We start from the raw sequence: 15744 nt of genomic DNA, 5'->3' as shown, positions 1-15744 counted from the left end.
CTTTTCGGTTCGCTCCTGCCGCCCCCCGCCACCCTGGCGCCGGTCAATGGCGGTTGAGGAAGGAGTGAAGGAGCATGTCCGAACGTCAGAGCCTGTATGGCGAGGTTACCGCGCGCATCATCGCCGAGCTGGAAGACGGCCGGTTGCCATGGGTGCAGCCTTGGGATGCGAGCAAGTGCCCGTGCATGATGCCGGCCAATGCGGTGTCGGGGCGGGTCTATTCGGGAATTAATGTGCTCATTTTATGGGCAGCGGGTGTCGGAGGCGGGTTCTCCTCGCAGCGCTGGCTGACATATCGGCAGGCGGCAGCGGCGGGCGGGACCGTGCGGCGCGGCGCGAAGGGGACGGTGATCTGCTATGCCGATCGATTCACCCCCAAGGACGAGGCGGCGCGTGCATTGAGCGAAGGCAGCGAGGCGCGGACCGTGGCGTTCCTCAAGCGCTTCATCGTCTTCAATATCGATCAGTGCGAGGGGCTGGACGAGGATCTGGCGGGTGGTTCCGTGCTGCCCGATCCGGTCCTGGCGATTGCAGAAGCGGATCGGATCATTGCCGGATCGGGAGCGGACTTCCGGATCGGTGGCAGCGAGGCGTTCTATGCGCCGGGTCCGGATTTCGTGCAGGTGCCGCCGCAGGTCGCGTTCCGGGAGCCGATCAACTGGTATCGCACGGCGCTGCACGAACTGGGTCACTATGTCGGCGGCAAGGGCCGGCTTGAGCGCGATCAGTCCGGGGTGTTTGGTTCGTCATCGTATGCGCGCGAGGAGCTTGTCGCCGAAATGACGGCGGCCTTCGCCTGTGCCTCGCTGGGCATCCAGCCCACCGTGCGCCATGCCGATTACATCGGCGCGTGGCTCGAGGTGCTCAGGGCCGATGATAAGGCGATCTTCCGGGCGGCGAGCGCGGCCAGCAAGGGCGCGGACTGGTTGCTCGCCTGCGGGGAGGACCGGCCATGAGCCGGCAACCTTCCCGCCGGGCCCTGCTGCGCGCCGAGCGGCGGGGGCTGAGCCGAATGACGCCGTTCCAGCGCGAGGTGTTTCTGACGCTGCGGATCGAGACGGTCAGCTATGCCGAGCTCGCCCGGCACCACGGTGTCGGTGTGGGAGAGATCGAGACCGCGTTCACGCAGGCATTGCTGATCCTGATGCGATGCGTGCGCGAACGCGAGCCGTGGTGGCGCCGTCTGTGGCCATGGTGATCGGTTCCCGCCGTCCGGTGGCTTGCCATCGGGCGGCGGGGACGACAGGGTAGAGGCACCATGCGAAGCGATCTCGACCATCTTCCCGCCAACAAGCAGCGCGAGCTCGCGCGCGTGCTCCAGCTCGTCTTCGAGGAATTCGAGGACGGCATCGCGCTCGCCACCCACGACTGGAAGAAGAAGGGGCGTATCCTCAAGGTCGTGCTCTACGGCTCCTACGCACGCGGCGGCTGGGTCGACGAGCCGCATACCGCCAAGGGCTACAAGTCCGACTACGACCTGCTCGTGATCGTCAGCGACAAGCGGCTGACCGACCGGGTCAAATACTGGGCGAAGGTCGATGACCGGCTGATGCGCGAATACGGCATCACCGGCACGCTCAAGACTCCGGTCAATCTGATCGTCCACACCCTGCAGGAAGTGAACGACGGGCTCGCCCATGGCCGCTATTTCTTCATGGATATCGCGAAGGACGGCATCGCGCTGTACCAGAGCGACGACACGCCGCTCCACACGCCCAAGCCCAAGACGCCCGAGGCGGCGCTGGCGATGGCGAAGGAGTATTTCGAGGAGTGGTTTCCTGCGGCGATGAAGCGGTTTGAAATCGCAAAATTCGATGTCGAAAAGGAATTCTTCAAAGACGCAGCGTTTGACCTGCATCAGGCCACCGAACGTCTTTATCACTGCGTGCTGCTCGTCACGACGTTCTATACGCCGCACGTTCATAACCTCGCGTTCCTACGCACCCAGGCGGAACGCCTCGATCCCCGGCTCGTCTATGTCTGGCCGAACGACAATCACCGCCACCGAGCGATGTTCGAGAAGCTGAAGGAGGCCTACGTCAAGGCGCGCTACTCCAAGCACTATACGATCACCGCGGAAGAGCTGAACTGGCTGGGCAAGCAGGTCGAGGAACTCGGCCGCGTCGTCCAGGCGATCTGTAGCGAGCGCATCGCCAGGCTCGAGGCGGATGCGCCGGTCGGCTGACCCTCGAGAATGACCCGCCCTATATCGGACAGGTTCGTCGTGATCTCCGGCTGCTCGGGCGGTGGCAAATCGACCCTGCTCGCCGAATTGGCGCGGCGCGGGCACGCCGTCGTCAAAGAGCCCGGCCGGCGGGTGATCGCCGAGACACTGGCCGGCGACGGATCTGCGCTGCCCTGGATCGACATGCAGGCCTTTGCCCGCCGCGCGATCGAGGTTTCGTTGCGGGATCGCACGGATGCCCGGCGCCATGAGTGATCTGCCCCCCGCTGAGTGGCCCAGAGACTATGATAGTCTGGACCATGAAAGGGGCATTGAATGCCGAGCAAGAAGCACAAGCCGGAAGAGATCATCGGCAAGCTGCGTGAAGTTGAGATTGTGCTAGCGCAGGGAGCCTCGACTGCCGAGGCATGCCGGCGGATCGCGGTCAGCGAGCAGACCTATTATCGGTGGCGCAAGGAGTATGGCGGCCTGAAGACCGATCAGGCGCGGCGGATGAAGGATCTGGAGAAGGAGAACCAGCGGCTGCGCCGGGCGATCTCGGACCTGACGCTGGACAAGCTGATCCTGCAGGAGGCTGCACGGGGAAACTTCTGAGCCCCGCGCGGCGGCGGCGCTGCATCGATCAGGTACGACGGGATCTGCCAGTCCGGGTATCCGAGCGACGGATATGCCGGGTGCTGGGTCAGCATCGATCGACGCAGCGCAAGATGCCGCGCGGGGCAGATGACGAACAGGCACTGACCGAGGACATCATTGCATTGGCGAAGCAATATGGTCGTTACGGCTACCGCCGGGTCACGGCGTTGCTGTGTCATGCAGGGTGGACGGTGAACCATAAACGTGTCGAGCGGATATGGCGGCGTGAAGGACTGAAAGTCCCGCAGCGCCAGCCAAAGCGCGGGCGTCTATGGCTCAATGACGGATCGTGCATCCGCCTGCGGCCGGAATATCCGGGACATGTATGGGCCTACGACTTCGTCGAAGGGCGCACGCATGATGGCCGCAAGTTCCGCATCCTGACCATCATCGATGAGGCCAGCCGGGAGTGCCTGGCGCTCGTCGTGGCGCGTCGGCTCAGGCATGAGGATGTTCTGGCGGCCTTAGCCGACCTGTTCATCTCGCGCGGCCCTCCGGCACATATACGGTCCGATAATGGCAGCGAATTTATCGCGACCGCCGTCCAGCAATGGCTGGGGCAGATCGGCGTGAAGACGCTCTACATCACGCCGGGATCACCATGGGAGAATGGCTATAACGAAAGCTTCAACGGGTCGCTTCGCGACGAACTGCTCAACGGCGAGATCTTCTACAGCCTCGCCGAAGCCAAGGTGCTGATCGAAGCTTGGCGGCGGCATTACAACACCGTCCGCCCGCATAGCAGTCTGGGATACCGACCACCGGCACCGGAAACAGCGACACCGCCATATCCGGCCTCCGGTTCCGCTTCGCTCCACCTCCGACCGGATATGGCGGCGATGGGCTTAATCCACTAACAAACCAAACGGTCCACTCGGTGGGGGCAGATCATGAGGGATGGGTCTTCTTCGATCGCGGACTGATCGATGCCGCGCTCGCACTCGTGCACGCCAGCGGCGATCCGGTGGCCGAGCTCCTTTGCCGCGAGCACCGCTACCACCGTGAAGTTTTCCTGACCCCGCCCTGGCCAGAAATCTATCGCCAGGATGCCGATCGCCGGCACGACATCGCCTCGGCTCTCGACAAGTACGAACGTCTGCTCGCCGCCTATCCGCGCCTGGGCTATAATGTGGTGATCCTGCCGAAGGCGCCGATCGAGGACCGCGCCGCTTTTCTGCTCGAACGGTTGGGCGCCTGAATCGGATCTGAACCGCACGGTAATTCAGCCAATCGCGCGGCCGTAACGGCTTTGCCTACCCGTTCGGCGCCGAGGCCGGGATTGTCCTGGCGACGCGGCAATCCTGCCAGCCTGCGTCGTCCTTCGGAACGAAAGCAATGAAGTCCCCGTCCAGGATCAGCGTGGCCTGCGGGCTATGGTATTGCTGACCCATCAACGAAGATTTGCGGACGAGGTTGAGTTGCCGCTCGCCCACCCGGACCCTGGCGCGTCGCTGCTCCGCCTGGAGCAGGAACTGGCGGCCACCCGCACATTGCACCTGGACGGGGGCTTTGGTCGGCTGGGCGGACGTGGAGATTGGCATTGAGGTCGCAGCCCCCAGACCAATGAGCATGAGAAGCGAGTAAGACGCCGCGCGGCGCATGAGGCGGGAGCTTTCGTTGACTGAACTCCCTTAAGCCGCAGCCGAGTCTGCGGTTCCCTCCCGAACGGCGCTGGCGATCATCGCGGCGAGCGTCTCCTCCGCGCGCTGGCGCAGGGCATCGTCCTTGGCGTCGAGGTCGTGCCGAATCCATTGCGGTGTCCGTCCGAGCACCCGCAGGATAATGGTATTGAGATTGTCGTCCATCGACGGGCCTATGACGCTTCGCGCGGCGCCGGGCAATGCGCTTGCGGCGGCCGGCATTGCCCGGCAGGAACCGGGCATGAAGCATTCGATCTTCACCCTGGGTTTTGTGGCTGCGATGGCGGCCACGCCGGCATTCGCGAACCCAGATTCCGCGCCCGTCGCATGCTCCGGGCCCGAGCTCCGGGATGAGGAGCCCTATCCAGCTTCCGTCACCGTATCGCCGGGCCTCTATCGCTGCAGTGAGGAGGGAGTCACAATCACCCTGCGCCTTGATGCCAATGGCCGGTTCGAGGAGCGGATGACCGCCGACGAACCGATGTTCGAACGCGAGGGCGGCGGCATGGAAAACGAGACGACCTTGGCGGGCCAGTGGCGGCTCGAAGGCACCCGGCTCCACTTCTTCGCCCGGCCGCTGCGGGCGCCGAAGCTCGCCCTCGCCGAAGCCCGCCGCGACCCTGCGGTAGAGCTGCGCATCGAGGTGATGACCCCGGATGGAAAACCGGCGCAGGGCCTCTTTGTCGGGGAGGGCCAGGATGCCAATCCTCGCTCGTCGCTGGATGACGGTGTGCTGACGATCCCGAAGGGACAGGCGTGGCAGCCTGGCACGCGCTGGATCGTGCGCGACGGCGATGAACTACGCTTGGTGTCGTTCGCTATCGAGGCGGGCGGCCCGAACAGCTTCCGCTATGTCTACGAGCCAAGTGAGGTCGAGCCCTTCGACCAGCGCGGTATGGTCGCTGGCGCGCATGGCGAAGTCGTGGTCGTTCCGCTCGGCATTGGCGGCGCGGCGCTGCGACGCGTTGATGCCGCTAGGTAGGATCCGAACGCTGCAGGACGGAGCGTTCCGCCTGTGCATCCGGCTCGGCCTTATCCTGCGCGAAGGCACGTGCACCGCGCCGCTGCCATAGCGTGAGGCTTTGCTCGCGGTAGTCGCCGCGCAGCCTGGCGGCTGCCTCCACCAGCAGACCGAGCAGGACGGCGCGGTCATCCTCGACCAGCTCGACCAGCCCGGACTTCACTACGAGCCCGCCGAGCTCGATCAGATGCCGGGTGCGTTCCCGCCGCTTCACCCGCCACTCCCGGGTGTCATGTCGTGCCCTGTTCGCTGCGAGCCGGTTCATGGCCGCCCGGTTCCGCCGCAGGCCGGCGCGGCTCGCTGCCAGCGCCTGGGCGATGCTGTTCCGGCTCGAGTGCCCGCTCGCCTGAAAAGAACGCGGCGCCCCGCTTGCGCCATGCCTCCCGCTTCGCCGGCTCGGCGGTCGCGGCGATGGCGATCAGCGCGCCGGCCAGTTCCTCCGATGTCAGGGCGTCGGCGCCGGTTGCCACGACCAGCTCGCCGAGCTGGCTTGTCCTACGCGCTTTGAGTTGCCGGGCCTTGTCGCCCAGAGCTTTCAGCTCGGCGTCGTAGTCCCGTGGTTTGCGCATGGTTTGTCCTTTCCATTGATGGTGCCGGACGAACCAGTTATCGAAGCTTCCGATCAGTCTCAACATGCTGGAATGTCTTGAGATCCTGCCATCCCGAGACTGATGAAATCTTTCGAGGGCGCGCTTATACGTCGTGCCGACGTGCGCTTTTAAGGGTAGATGGTATGTCGCCATGGCGATCTACCACTTCTCGGCCAAAGTCATATCGCGCGCGTCCGGCTCGTCTGCCGTGGCAGCGGCCGCCTACCGCTCGGCCTCGCGGCTGCGCGACGAGCGGCTCGATCGTGCCCATGACTTCTCCAACAAGGCCGGCGTCGTCCATTCCGAGATCCTGCTCCCCGAGGGCGCGCCCGAAGAGTGGCGCGACCGCGAGCGGCTGTGGAACGACGTCGAGGCGATCGAGGTGCGCAAGGACGCGCAGGTCGCCCGCGAAGTGGAGTTCGCCATCCCGCGCGAGATGAGCCAGGCCGACGGGATCGAGCTGGCCCGCGACTTCGTCGAACGCGAGTTCGTGGCGCGCGGTATGGTCGCCGACCTCAATGTGCACTGGGATATCGGCGAGGACGGAAACCCCAAACCCCATGCCCATGTGATGCTGGGTATGCGCGAGCTGACCGAGGAAGGCTTTGGTCCCAAGGTCCGCGACTGGAACCGCACCGAACTGCTCACCCAATGGCGCGAGGCCTGGGCTAACCATGTCAACGAGAGGCTGGCACAGCTCGACATCGATGCCCGCGTCGATCATCGCTCGCTGGAGGCGCAGGGGATCGATCTGGAACCCCAGCACAAGATCGGTCCCGCCGCCTCGCGCATGGCGGCCCAGGGGCTGGAAAGCGAGCGGCTCGAGGAACATCACGCCATCGCCCGCGGCAACGGCGCAAAGATCCTCGCCGACCCGGCAATCGCGATCGATGCGATCACTCACCAGCAGGCAACTTTCACCACCCGCGACCTTGCGATGTTCGTGCACCGGCATAGCGAAGGGAAGGACCAGTTCGATCAGGTGATGGCGGCGGTGCGCACTTCTCCCGAGCTGGTCAAGCTGGGCAAGGACGGGCGCGGCGAGGACCGCTTCACTTCGCGCTCGATGATCGAGACCGAGCGGCGGCTCGAGAACGCCACCATTCGCCTCGATGCGGGTCGGCGCCACGGCGTGCCCGACCGGATGCAGGACGCGGCGCTGGCGCGCGCCGAGCAGCGCGGGCTGATCCTGTCGCCCGAGCAGCGCGGCGCCTTCGAGCATGTGACCGGCAGCCGAGGGCTCAGCTCGGTGATCGGCTATGCCGGCACCGGCAAGAGCGCGATGCTCGGTGTAGCCCGCGAGGCCTGGGAGGCAGCCGGCTACGAGATACGCGGCGCGGCGTTGTCGGGCATCGCCGCCGAGAACCTCGAGAACGGCTCGGCGATCGCCTCGCGCACGATCGCCGGCATGGAGCATCAGTGGGACCAGGGACGCGAGCTGCTGACCGACCGCTCTATCCTCGTCATCGACGAAGCCGGGATGATCGGCACGCGCCAGATGGAGCGCATCGTCTCGGAAGCCGAGAAGCGCGGCGCCAAGGTCGTGTTGGTCGGCGATCCCGAGCAGCTGCAGGCGATCGAGGCCGGCGCCTCGTTCCGCTCGGTCGCCGAGCGGCACGGCAGCGTCGAGATCACCACCATCCGCCGCCAGGAAATCGACTGGCAGCGCGATGCCACCCGGCATCTCGCGACCGGGCGGACGGGTGAGGCGCTGGCCGCATACGAGGAGGCGGGGCACATCCACGCTGCGGAGACGCGCGCGGGGGCAAGGGAAGCGCTGATCGAACGGTGGGACCGGGATCGCAAGGCCCGGCCCGATGCGAGCCGGCTCATTCTCACCCATACCAACGACGAAGTGCGGCTGCTCAACGAGGCCGCGCGCGAGCGCATGTATGCGGCCGGGGACCTCGGCGAGGACGTCATCCTGCAGGTCGAGCGCGGCGACCGCGACTTCGCCAGAGGGGAGCGGGTCATGTTCCTCAAGAACGAGCGCAGCCTGAGGGTGAAGAACGGCTCTCTCGGTACGATCCAGAGCGTCAATGCCGTCAGTATGGCGGTCACGCTCGACGACGGGCGCTCGATCGACTTTGACCTGAAGGACTACGCCCATGTCGATCACGGCTATGCCGCGACGATCCACAAGGCGCAGGGTGTGTCCATCAACGACGTCCATGTGCTGGCGACCCCGGGGCTCGATCGCCATGCGTCCTATGTGGCGCTGTCACGGCACAAGGCCCACGTCGACATGCACTATGGCACAGATGACTTTGCCGATCGCGACCGGCTCGTGCGCACCCTTGGGCGCGAGCGTGGCAAGGACATGGCGTCGGACTACGGCGCCGCGCGCGACGCGGCTGCGGATGTCAAACCGGAACGGAGCATCTTCGATGGACTGCGGCTTGGTGGTGACCGGCATCGCAGCGCTCCATCGGCCGAGCGGTCATCACCTTCGGCCCAGGTCATCGACGACGGTGACGACGCTCACGAGGCCGCCTTGCGGCGGGAGCGCACGCAGGCGCTCAAGCGCCATGCCCGGGCGGTCGATGCTATCTTCACGGCCCAGGACGAAGGTGGCCGTCCTACCCCCGAGCAGTACGGCGAGCTAAACGATGCACGCAAACATTTCGATGCGCTGCGGCCGCATGGCGCGCGCGACGCCGAAGCTGCCTATCGCGAGGATCCGAGTCTCGCGCGCGAAGCGGCGAGTGGGAGCATCAATCGCACGATCCGAGCGCTCCAGCTCGAGACCGAATTGCGGACCAATCCCGAGCTGCGTGCGAACCGCTTCATCAGCCGTTGGAAGGCGCTAGGGGCAGAAAGCAACAGGCAGTACGTTGCGGGTGAGATGAGCGGGATGCGAGCCACGCGAGCAGTGATGGCTGACATGGCGGAAAGTCTGCACCGCGACCCGCAGCTGGAGTCGGTGCTGGCCCAGCGAAAGCAGCAGCTTGGCATCAATATGACCACTGGCCGCTCGCTTGGCCATGATCTGGCTTTCAGCGTCGGGATCGATATCGGTCGCGGTCGGGGGCTGGGGTTGTAATGGACCGCGCTTTGAAAACTTTATTGATGAATTGAGAATTCCACCATGAACATGCGTTCGAGTTAGACGAGGCTCACCACTCGCCAAGTGCAATCCTAGGTCTATGGCCGACTCGCCCATGTCATTGATAAGTGCAGTTATTGCATATTCATATGAGACGGAATAATCTTGCACGGCAAAAGCCAGGAATGAGATATTATCATTTTATATGAAGCAGTTACGCCGAACCGTGATCGAATACCACCGGACTCGAATTCCCCTAAACCCCCGGACTGCAGCCGCTTGATCTACGAAGAGACGCCTTCGCTCGAGATTACCGCCCAGGGCGGGGCAGGCCTGCTGCTGCTGCCGCTGGTGACCACATTGCGTACGGCCGAAAGGGTCGTGATTGATGCGCCCCTGCTCGAGGCCTTCCAGGCCGCCGCCTCGCGCCATACCCTGCTGGCGCTGCGCTCGGACCTGACCGCTTTCGATCTGTGGTGCCGCGAGCACCGCCGGATCACGCTGCCGGCGAATGCGCAGGATGTCGCCGACTATCTCAAGTACCGGGCAGGGCAGGGGGCCAAACCTGCCTCACTCGCGCGCTACAAAGCCTCAATCGCCCGGCTGCACCAGTTGCTCGGCCAGGTCGATCCCACCACCGCGCCGCTGGTCAAGCTGACCCTGGCTGCGATCCGCCGCGACAAAGGCGTGGCCCAGCGCCAGGCGGCGCCGCTGCGCTTCAAGGGGCCCGTTTCGGACATTGAGCGCGATCCGGCGCGCGGACTGAACCTGCGCGCGCTGCTCGAGAGCTGTGGCGCCGATCCCATGGGCCTGCGCGACCGCGCGCTGCTCAGTTTTGCCTACGACACGGGTCTGCGCGCCAGCGAACTGGTCGCGGTTACGTTGGAAGACATCATCCCCGCAACCGATCCCGACGCCCGGCTGCTGACCATCGCGCGTAGCAAGGGCGACAGCGAAGGGGAGGGCGCCACCGCGTTCCTCAGCCCGAGGACCGTGCGCGCGGTGGACGCGTGGGCGGCAGCGGCCGGCATCGTCACTGGCCCTTTATTCCGGCGGGTCATCGTGCGGCACTACAAGGCGCGGGCCCGGGTACCCGGACGCGACCTGTCGACGATATCGGGGCGGGAGATTTGGGACCTGCGCAAGACGTTGCCTAAGCCTGCAGTTCCGGCGCGCACCGAATACAGCTTCGGCGATACCGCTCTGCATCCGGGCTCGATCGGGCCAATCTGGCGGGCGATCATCCGGCGGGCTTTCGACCAGGGGGCTTTGCCGGATCTGACGAAAGATGACCTGGCGCACCTGCTAACGCGGGTCAGCGGCCATTCTACGCGGGTCGGGCTCAACCAGGACCTGTTCGCCAGCGGCGAGGATCTTGCAGGGATCATGGATGCTTTGCGCTGGAAAAGCCCACGCATGCCGCTTGCCTATAATCGGAACCTAGCGGCCGAGCACGGGGCTGCCGGACGGCTCATGAAGAAGCTTGGGTAAGATGGGGAAGGGGAGGGGGCTAAGGACGGAGGCCCCATGGCCGTTCAAGCCTGCGTGCGGGTAGGCTCTTGGAAAGCGGTCGGTTTGCGGCGACGAGCTTGTTGGCCTAGCGCCGGTCGTTGCATTTCTTGTAGGCATTGCCGCTGCCGACGGCAGCCAGCAATCCGAGAGGGCGCAGGCGACGTAGCAGGGCCGGTGCGGCGAGCCCGAGTAACGCTCCAACTGTTCCGTTGAGCCCCTGGAAATGCTTGGCAGCCTGGTTGCTACCGATTGCTCCGATAATATTGCCGATCATTTCCAAATCTCCTTGTTTCCCGATATCACGGACGTAAGAAATCGTTCCGGTAACAAGATGCGTCAGGCGTGGCGCTTCCCAGCTATCGGCTGCGGGCTGAGGAGTGGTCAGGCAGTCGGTTGGCCTAATTTGATGTCTTTGTTCTGACGAAGGGCCGCGGCGATCTGCGCCGCAAGAGTCTCCTCGGCACGGACGCGGATCACGGGATCTTTGGACTCCAGATCATGGCGGACCCATTGCGGAGCGCGCGCGATGCACTTGATCTGCCCCCACCGAGTGGACCGTTTGGTTTGTTAGTGGATTAAGCCCATCGCCGCCATATCCGGTCGGAGGTGGAGCGAAGCGGAACCGGAGGCCGGATATGGCGGTGTCGCCGTTTCCGGTGCCGGTGGTCGGTATCCCAGACTGCTATGCGGGCGGACGGTGTTGTAATGCCGCCGCCAAGCTTCGATCAGCACCTTGGCTTCGGCGAGGCTGTAGAAGATCTCGCCGTTGAGCAGTTCGTCGCGAAGCGACCCGTTGAAGCTTTCGTTATAGCCATTCTCCCATGGTGATCCCGGCGTGATGTAGAGCGTCTTCACGCCGATCTGCCCCAGCCATTGCTGGACGGCGGTCGCGATAAATTCGCTGCCATTATCGGACCGTATATGTGCCGGAGGGCCGCGCGAGATGAACAGGTCGGCTAAGGCCGCCAGAACATCCTCATGCCTGAGCCGACGCGCCACGACGAGCGCCAGGCACTCCCGGCTGGCCTCATCGATGATGGTCAGGATGCGGAACTTGCGGCCATCATGCGTGCGCCCTTCGACGAAGTCGTAGGCCCATACATGTCCCGGATATTCCGGCCGCAGGCGGATGCAGGATCCGTCATTGAGCCATAGACGCCCGCGCTTTGGCTGGCGCTGCGGGACTTTCAGTCCTTCACGCCGCCATATCCGCTCGACACGTTTATGGTTCACCGTCCACCCTGCATGGCACAGCAACGCCGTGACCCGGCGGTAGCCGTAACGACCATATTGCTTCGCCAATGCAATGATGTCCTCGGTCAGTGCCTGTTCGTCATCCGCCCCGCGCGGCATCTTGCGCTGCGTCGATCGATGCTGACCCAGCACCCGGCATATCCGTCGCTCGGATACCGGAAACTCTCGTCGCACATGATCAATGCAGCGTCGCCGCCGCGCGGGGCTTAGAAGTTTCCCTTTGCCGCCTCCTGCAGGATCAGCTTGTCCAGCGTCAGGTCCGAGATCGCACGGCGAAGCCGCTGGTTCTCCTTCTCCAGATCCTTCATCCGCCGCGCCTGATCGGTCTTCAGGCCGCCATACTCCTTGCGCCACCGATAATAGGTCTGCTCGCTGACCGCGATCCGCCGGCATGCCTCGGCAGTCGAGGCTCCCTGCGCTAGCACAATCTCAACTTCACGCAGCTTGCCGATGATCTCTTCCGGCTTGTGCTTCTTGCTCGGCATTCAATGCCCCTTTCATGGTCCAGACTATCATAGTCTCTGGGCCACTCAGCGGGGGGCAGATCAAGTTCCTGCGCAGTCTGGCCCGGCGGGGCCTGCGCGGCGTGAAGCTGGTGATCTCGGATGCCCATGAGGGCATCAAGGCGTCTGTCGCCAAGGTCTTGAGCGCCACCTGGCAGCGGTGCCGTGTCCACTTCATGCGCAATGCCTTGGCACACGCCGGCAAGAGTGGCCGCCGCGTCGTCTCGGCGTTCATCGCCACAGCCTTTGCCCAGGACACACCCGAAACGGCGAAAAGCCAGTGGCGCTCGGTCGCAGATCAGCTGCGGTCTTCCGTCCCGAAGCTGTCCGCTCTGATGGATAGCGCCGAGGAGGATGTCCTAGCGTACATGACATTCCCAACCCAGCATCGCACCAAGCTTCATTCCAACAACCCCATCGAGCGCCTCAATGGCGAGATCAAGCGCCGGACAGAGGTGGTCGGGATATTCCCCAACGAAGAAGCCATAACCCGGCTCGTCGGCGCTATCCTGCTGGAACAGAACGATGTGTATGGACCACCCCCACCTTGCAAGGCTTTTCGATTTAGTACGACGAACTCGGGTCTTGCGGTCGTGTATCCGGCCTTGTGTTGCGGCATTCACGCCGCAGGCCCCTATGGTTTCCGCGGATCGACGGCCGGACAAATGGACGAACTCAACATGGTTCGCATCGTTTCATTGGCCTTTGTCGAACCCCGGTGAGACCGGTTTGCCATACTTTTGTCTTCGCCTCGCAAAACGGCCCCTGGAGGGGCCGAGCCGGTTACGCCGCCATCAGCTGTGCGGATGGACGGCGATACACTTCCTTCCTCGTCATCATGGCCCAGAGGGACCGTGCCGTTTTGTGAGCCACCGCCGTTGCAGCGACGTTCGTAGGCCTACGAGCGAGGAGATCCTTCAGCCACGGTCTCGGCGCCACGTCCTTTCGGAACGTCGTCCCCACGACTGCTCGCGCGCCATGGATCAGCAGAGTGCGTAGGTATCGGTCACCACCCTTGGTGATCCTCCCTATTCTCTCTTTGCCGCCACTGGCTTTGATCCGCGGTGTCAAGCCGAGCCATGCAGCAAAATGTCGTGAGGACCGGAACTGTGTGCCATCGCCGACTGCGGCCACGATTGCAGTCGCTGTGATCGGGCCCACGCCGGGGGCAGAAGCCAGGCGTTGACTTTCCGGACTGGATTTATGCCAAGCGACGATCCCCGCTTCCATCTCACCCAACTTCTCGGTCAGCGCGTCAATGTGCCGGAAAAGGCACCGCAACGCCTCTCTTGCTTCAACGGGCACCGTCGATTCGTCGGCCGTTGACAGGCGCTGGCTCAACGTCGCGAGCTGTCGCACGCCTTTACCTGCGATCAGGCCGTATTCCCCCAGCAGTCCGCGCAACGCGTTAATTGTCGCTGTCCGCTGTCGGACCAGCATGCTGCGGACGCGGTGCAAAGCTAGGATAGACTGCTGTTGCTTCGTCTTGATCGGGACAAACCGCATGTTCGGCTTGGTCGTGGCCTCGCAGATCGCTTCAGCATCGGCCGCATCCGTCTTGTTCCGCTTCACATACGGCTTGACGTATTGGGGGGGAATAAGCCGAACCGTGTGGCCGATCTCTACCAACATACGAGCCCAGTGGTGGGCGCTGGAACATGCTTCCATCCCGACAATGCATGGCGGCTGCTTAGTGAAAAATGACATCATCTCGGCACGCGCAAGCTTGCGACGCAATACGGTCACACCGGCTTCGTCAACGCCGTGCACCTGGAATACCGTCTTGGCCAAATCGAGGCCGATCGTAACAACTGACATTGAACCGCCCCGGGATTGCCGGAGGCCCGATCTCCTGAGAGAAAGGGTCTACGATGAGCAAGACTACAAACAAGTTTGCGCCTGAGGTTCGTGAGCGAGCGATCCGGATGGTTTTGGATCACGAGGGTGATCATCCTTCCCGCTGGGCGGCAGTCACATCGGTGGCCGAGAAGATCGGCTGCTCCGGCCATACTTTGCTCGAATGGGTAAAGAAGGCCGAGGTGGACAGCGGTAAGCGACGCGGCGTGCCAACGGAAACTGCCGAGAAGCTAAAAGCTTTGGAGCGCGAGGTTCGCGAACTGCGGCAGGCGAATGAGATCCTTCGCAAGGCGTCGGCATATTTTGCCCAGGCGGAGCTCGACCGCCCGTTCAAACGATGATCGATTTTATCGACGAACATCGGGATGCTTATGGGGTCGAGCCGATCTGCCGGGTCCTGCCGATCGCCCCATCAACCTATCATGAGCGTGTCGCCCAGCGCCGGGATCCGGTGCGGCAAACTGCCCGCGTCAAACGCGACAAAGCTCTCAAACCTGAAGTCCTGCGCGTCTTCGCCGAGAACTTCGGGGTGTATGGCGTACGCAAGGTTTGGCGGCAGATGAAGCGCGAAGGTTTCGAGGTGGCGCGCTGCACAGTGGAGCGGCTCATGCGCGATCTGGGCCTGCAAGGGGTGATCCGAGGCAAACCGGTGCGGACCACGATCAGCGACAAGGCGGCATCGTGCCCTCTCGACCAGGTCAATCGCCAGTTCCACGCCCCGGCGCCGAACATGCTCTGGGTTTCCGACTTTACTTATGTCGCAACTTGGGCGGGCTTCGTCTACGTCGCCTTCGTAATCGACGTCTACGCCCGCTACATCGTTGGATGGCGGGTCAGCCGGACCGCACATGCCAGCTTCGTTCTCGATGCGCTGGAGCAGGCTATCCATGAACGTCGCCCCGTTCACCGAGGCGGGCTCATTCACCATAGCGACCGCGGATCGCAATACGTATCTATTAAGTACACCGAGCGCCTCGCTGAAGCGGGCATCGAACCGTCGGTCGGCAGCGTCGGTGACAGCTACGACAACGCTTTAGCCGAGACAATCAACGGCCTCTACAAAGCTGAGGTAATCCACCGCAGAGGGCCTTGGCGGTCGTTCGAGGCCGTCGAATACGCCACGCTGGAATGGGTCGATTGGTTTAACAACCGGCGGCTCTTGGAGCCCATCGGGAACATCCCGCCGGTCGAAGCCGAGCAACGATATTACGATATGCTGGACGATATCCCAGTGGCAGCTTAATTTAGCTAAAATGGCCTCCGGCAGTCCCGGGGCGGTTCACATGGCTTCCTCCATTTGATGACAACCCTCGGAATATGATCTATCCAATGGGGGTGGTCCATGCCATCAAATGGGCAGTCCAGCGCTCCCGCTACATGACCCTTGAGAGTGTCGCGGGATTGAGCGATAACAGCGTCATCACGTTGCCCAACATGGCAGCCTGATCAACCCGGCTGGCCGGAGATCGACGTGGCCGCGCCCTCGATCCTACACCACGC

The 15744-nt window shown here is 63.6% G+C and carries 18 protein-coding genes, 1 pseudogene and 1 other annotated feature; of the genes and pseudogenes, 11 read left to right on the top strand and 8 right to left on the bottom strand.

Annotated elements, in window-relative coordinates; genetic code table 11:
• Nucleotides 1–74: 74 nt before the first annotated feature.
• The 6 genes from TQ38_RS21800 to TQ38_RS21775 all read left to right on the top strand — a co-directional run bounded on the left by TQ38_RS21800 (nucleotide 75) and on the right by TQ38_RS21775 (nucleotide 4019).
• Nucleotides 75–956 carry an ArdC family protein gene (locus TQ38_RS21800; RefSeq protein ID WP_113942029.1) on the top strand — a complete coding sequence of 294 codons (882 nt, stop codon included), beginning with the start codon at nucleotides 75–77 and terminating at the stop codon, nucleotides 954–956.
• Entirely contained in the window at nucleotides 953–1198 is a 246-nt protein-coding gene (locus TQ38_RS21795; protein WP_043980714.1) for a sigma factor-like helix-turn-helix DNA-binding protein, read from the top strand. Before TQ38_RS21800 ends, TQ38_RS21795 begins: the two co-directional genes overlap by 4 nt.
• 60 nt (nucleotides 1199–1258) lie before the next feature.
• The gene (locus tag TQ38_RS21790) at nucleotides 1259–2185 is read left to right on the top strand and encodes a HEPN domain-containing protein (protein WP_043980705.1); all 927 of its coding nucleotides are present in this window, start codon (nucleotides 1259–1261) and stop codon (nucleotides 2183–2185) included.
• 9 nt (nucleotides 2186–2194) lie between these two features.
• Nucleotides 2195–2440 carry an AAA family ATPase gene (locus TQ38_RS21785; RefSeq protein ID WP_082058001.1) on the top strand — a complete coding sequence of 82 codons (246 nt, stop codon included), beginning with the start codon at nucleotides 2195–2197 and terminating at the stop codon, nucleotides 2438–2440.
• Between the two features lie 60 nt (nucleotides 2441–2500).
• Nucleotides 2501–3678, top strand: a protein-coding gene (locus TQ38_RS21780) for an IS3 family transposase (protein ID WP_113941902.1) whose coding sequence is annotated in 2 segments (ribosomal slippage) — nucleotides 2501–2765 and nucleotides 2765–3678 — 1179 coding nt in all. Because the reading frame shifts where the segments join, the coding sequence is not laid out codon by codon here.
• Nucleotides 3679–3698: 20 nt separating this feature from the next.
• Nucleotides 3699–4019: an AAA family ATPase gene (locus TQ38_RS21775; RefSeq protein ID WP_240198040.1), complete on the top strand. Its 321-nt coding sequence runs from the start codon at nucleotides 3699–3701 to the stop codon at nucleotides 4017–4019.
• Nucleotides 4020–4074: 55 nt separating this feature from the next.
• On the opposite strand, the gene TQ38_RS21770 is transcribed toward TQ38_RS21775, so the two are convergent.
• Both TQ38_RS21770 and TQ38_RS30690 read right to left on the bottom strand, forming a co-directional pair.
• Nucleotides 4075–4362, bottom strand: a complete 288-nt coding sequence (locus TQ38_RS21770) for a hypothetical protein (protein ID WP_162792191.1) — start codon at nucleotides 4360–4362, stop codon at nucleotides 4075–4077.
• Nucleotides 4363–4452: 90 nt separating this feature from the next.
• Nucleotides 4453–4626, bottom strand: a complete 174-nt coding sequence (locus tag TQ38_RS30690) for a DUF6771 family protein (protein ID WP_205316064.1) — start codon at nucleotides 4624–4626, stop codon at nucleotides 4453–4455.
• Nucleotides 4627–4636: 10 nt separating this feature from the next.
• Between TQ38_RS30690 and TQ38_RS21765 the strand changes: the two genes are divergently transcribed.
• Nucleotides 4637–5443 (top strand): hypothetical protein, encoded by an 807-nt coding sequence (locus TQ38_RS21765; RefSeq protein WP_043979007.1) that lies wholly within the window; start codon nucleotides 4637–4639, stop codon nucleotides 5441–5443.
• Here TQ38_RS21765 and TQ38_RS21760 read toward each other — a convergent pair.
• Both TQ38_RS21760 and TQ38_RS21755 read right to left on the bottom strand, forming a co-directional pair.
• Nucleotides 5436–5696, bottom strand: coding sequence for a conjugal transfer protein TraD (locus TQ38_RS21760; protein WP_043979005.1), 261 nt, complete (start codon nucleotides 5694–5696; stop codon nucleotides 5436–5438). The genes TQ38_RS21765 and TQ38_RS21760 overlap by 8 nt on opposite strands.
• Before the next feature lie 16 nt (nucleotides 5697–5712).
• Nucleotides 5713–6051: a conjugal transfer protein TraD gene (locus TQ38_RS21755; protein ID WP_113942026.1), complete on the bottom strand. Its 339-nt coding sequence runs from the start codon at nucleotides 6049–6051 to the stop codon at nucleotides 5713–5715.
• A 172-nt stretch (nucleotides 6052–6223) separates the two neighbouring features.
• Between TQ38_RS21755 and traA the strand changes: the two genes are divergently transcribed.
• Both traA and TQ38_RS21745 read left to right on the top strand, forming a co-directional pair.
• The gene (traA, locus tag TQ38_RS21750; RefSeq protein ID WP_113942025.1) at nucleotides 6224–9115 is read left to right on the top strand and encodes a Ti-type conjugative transfer relaxase TraA; all 2892 of its coding nucleotides are present in this window, start codon (nucleotides 6224–6226) and stop codon (nucleotides 9113–9115) included.
• A 345-nt stretch (nucleotides 9116–9460) separates the two neighbouring features.
• The gene (locus TQ38_RS21745; RefSeq protein ID WP_370059837.1) at nucleotides 9461–10609 is read left to right on the top strand and encodes a tyrosine-type recombinase/integrase; all 1149 of its coding nucleotides are present in this window, start codon (nucleotides 9461–9463) and stop codon (nucleotides 10607–10609) included.
• A gap of 106 nt (nucleotides 10610–10715) precedes the next feature.
• On the opposite strand, the gene TQ38_RS21740 is transcribed toward TQ38_RS21745, so the two are convergent.
• The 3 genes from TQ38_RS21740 to TQ38_RS21735 form a co-directional block, all read right to left on the bottom strand.
• The gene (locus tag TQ38_RS21740; protein ID WP_043981195.1) at nucleotides 10716–10904 is read right to left on the bottom strand and encodes a hypothetical protein; all 189 of its coding nucleotides are present in this window, start codon (nucleotides 10902–10904) and stop codon (nucleotides 10716–10718) included.
• Nucleotides 10905–11011: 107 nt separating this feature from the next.
• Nucleotides 11012–11158 (bottom strand): DUF6771 family protein, encoded by a 147-nt coding sequence (locus tag TQ38_RS31530; protein WP_370059836.1) that lies wholly within the window; start codon nucleotides 11156–11158, stop codon nucleotides 11012–11014.
• Nucleotides 11159–11197: 39 nt separating this feature from the next.
• Nucleotides 11198–12369, bottom strand: a protein-coding gene (locus TQ38_RS21735) for an IS3 family transposase (protein ID WP_113942024.1) whose coding sequence is annotated in 2 segments (ribosomal slippage) — nucleotides 11198–12105 and nucleotides 12105–12369 — 1173 coding nt in all. Because the reading frame shifts where the segments join, the coding sequence is not laid out codon by codon here.
• Between the two features lie 65 nt (nucleotides 12370–12434).
• On the opposite strand from TQ38_RS21735, the pseudogene TQ38_RS21730 reads away from it, so the two are divergent.
• Nucleotides 12435–12914, top strand: a pseudogene (locus TQ38_RS21730) (transposase); the annotation flags it as partial.
• Nucleotides 12915–13170: 256 nt separating this feature from the next.
• On the opposite strand, the gene TQ38_RS21725 reads toward TQ38_RS21730, so the two are convergent.
• A complete protein-coding gene (locus tag TQ38_RS21725) occupies nucleotides 13171–14205 on the bottom strand; it encodes an IS110 family transposase (RefSeq protein ID WP_043980972.1) in 1035 nt (344 codons plus the stop codon).
• A gap of 53 nt (nucleotides 14206–14258) precedes the next feature.
• Between TQ38_RS21725 and TQ38_RS21720 the strand changes: the two genes are divergently transcribed.
• Nucleotides 14259–15487 (top strand): IS3 family transposase gene (locus tag TQ38_RS21720; protein ID WP_113941886.1). Its coding sequence is split into 2 segments (ribosomal slippage): nucleotides 14259–14547 and nucleotides 14547–15487, totalling 1230 coding nucleotides; the frame shifts between segments, so codons are not numbered across the junction.
• Nucleotides 14540–14656, top strand: a sequence feature (AL1L pseudoknot). It overlaps the preceding gene by 117 nt.
• Nucleotides 15488–15744: the final 257 nt, after the last annotated feature.

The sequence above is a fragment of the Novosphingobium sp. P6W genome, assembly GCF_000876675.2.
GTDB lineage: Bacteria > Pseudomonadota > Alphaproteobacteria > Sphingomonadales > Sphingomonadaceae > Novosphingobium.
Note: the sequence above shows the minus strand (reverse complement) of the source record. Positions and strands in the feature narration are given on the sequence as shown.

What these genes read in the sequence shown, in the direction of transcription:
- traA (WP_113942025.1), top strand. Translation starts at nt 6,224, where the DNA reads ATGGCGATCTACCACTTCTCGGCCAAAGTCATATCGCGCGCGTCCGGC.
- TQ38_RS21795 (WP_043980714.1), top strand. Translation starts at nt 953, where the DNA reads ATGAGCCGGCAACCTTCCCGCCGGGCCCTGCTGCGCGCCGAGCGGCGG.
- TQ38_RS21785 (WP_082058001.1), top strand. Translation starts at nt 2,195, where the DNA reads ATGACCCGCCCTATATCGGACAGGTTCGTCGTGATCTCCGGCTGCTCG.
- TQ38_RS30690 (WP_205316064.1), bottom strand. Translation starts at nt 4,626, where the DNA reads ATGGACGACAATCTCAATACCATTATCCTGCGGGTGCTCGGACGGACA.
- TQ38_RS21755 (WP_113942026.1), bottom strand. Translation starts at nt 6,051, where the DNA reads ATGCGCAAACCACGGGACTACGACGCCGAGCTGAAAGCTCTGGGCGAC.
- TQ38_RS21765 (WP_043979007.1), top strand. Translation starts at nt 4,637, where the DNA reads ATGACGCTTCGCGCGGCGCCGGGCAATGCGCTTGCGGCGGCCGGCATT.
- TQ38_RS21800 (WP_113942029.1), top strand. Translation starts at nt 75, where the DNA reads ATGTCCGAACGTCAGAGCCTGTATGGCGAGGTTACCGCGCGCATCATC.
- TQ38_RS21725 (WP_043980972.1), bottom strand. Translation starts at nt 14,205, where the DNA reads ATGTCAGTTGTTACGATCGGCCTCGATTTGGCCAAGACGGTATTCCAG.
- TQ38_RS21740 (WP_043981195.1), bottom strand. Translation starts at nt 10,904, where the DNA reads ATGATCGGCAATATTATCGGAGCAATCGGTAGCAACCAGGCTGCCAAG.
- TQ38_RS21770 (WP_162792191.1), bottom strand. Translation starts at nt 4,362, where the DNA reads ATGCCAATCTCCACGTCCGCCCAGCCGACCAAAGCCCCCGTCCAGGTG.
- TQ38_RS21790 (WP_043980705.1), top strand. Translation starts at nt 1,259, where the DNA reads ATGCGAAGCGATCTCGACCATCTTCCCGCCAACAAGCAGCGCGAGCTC.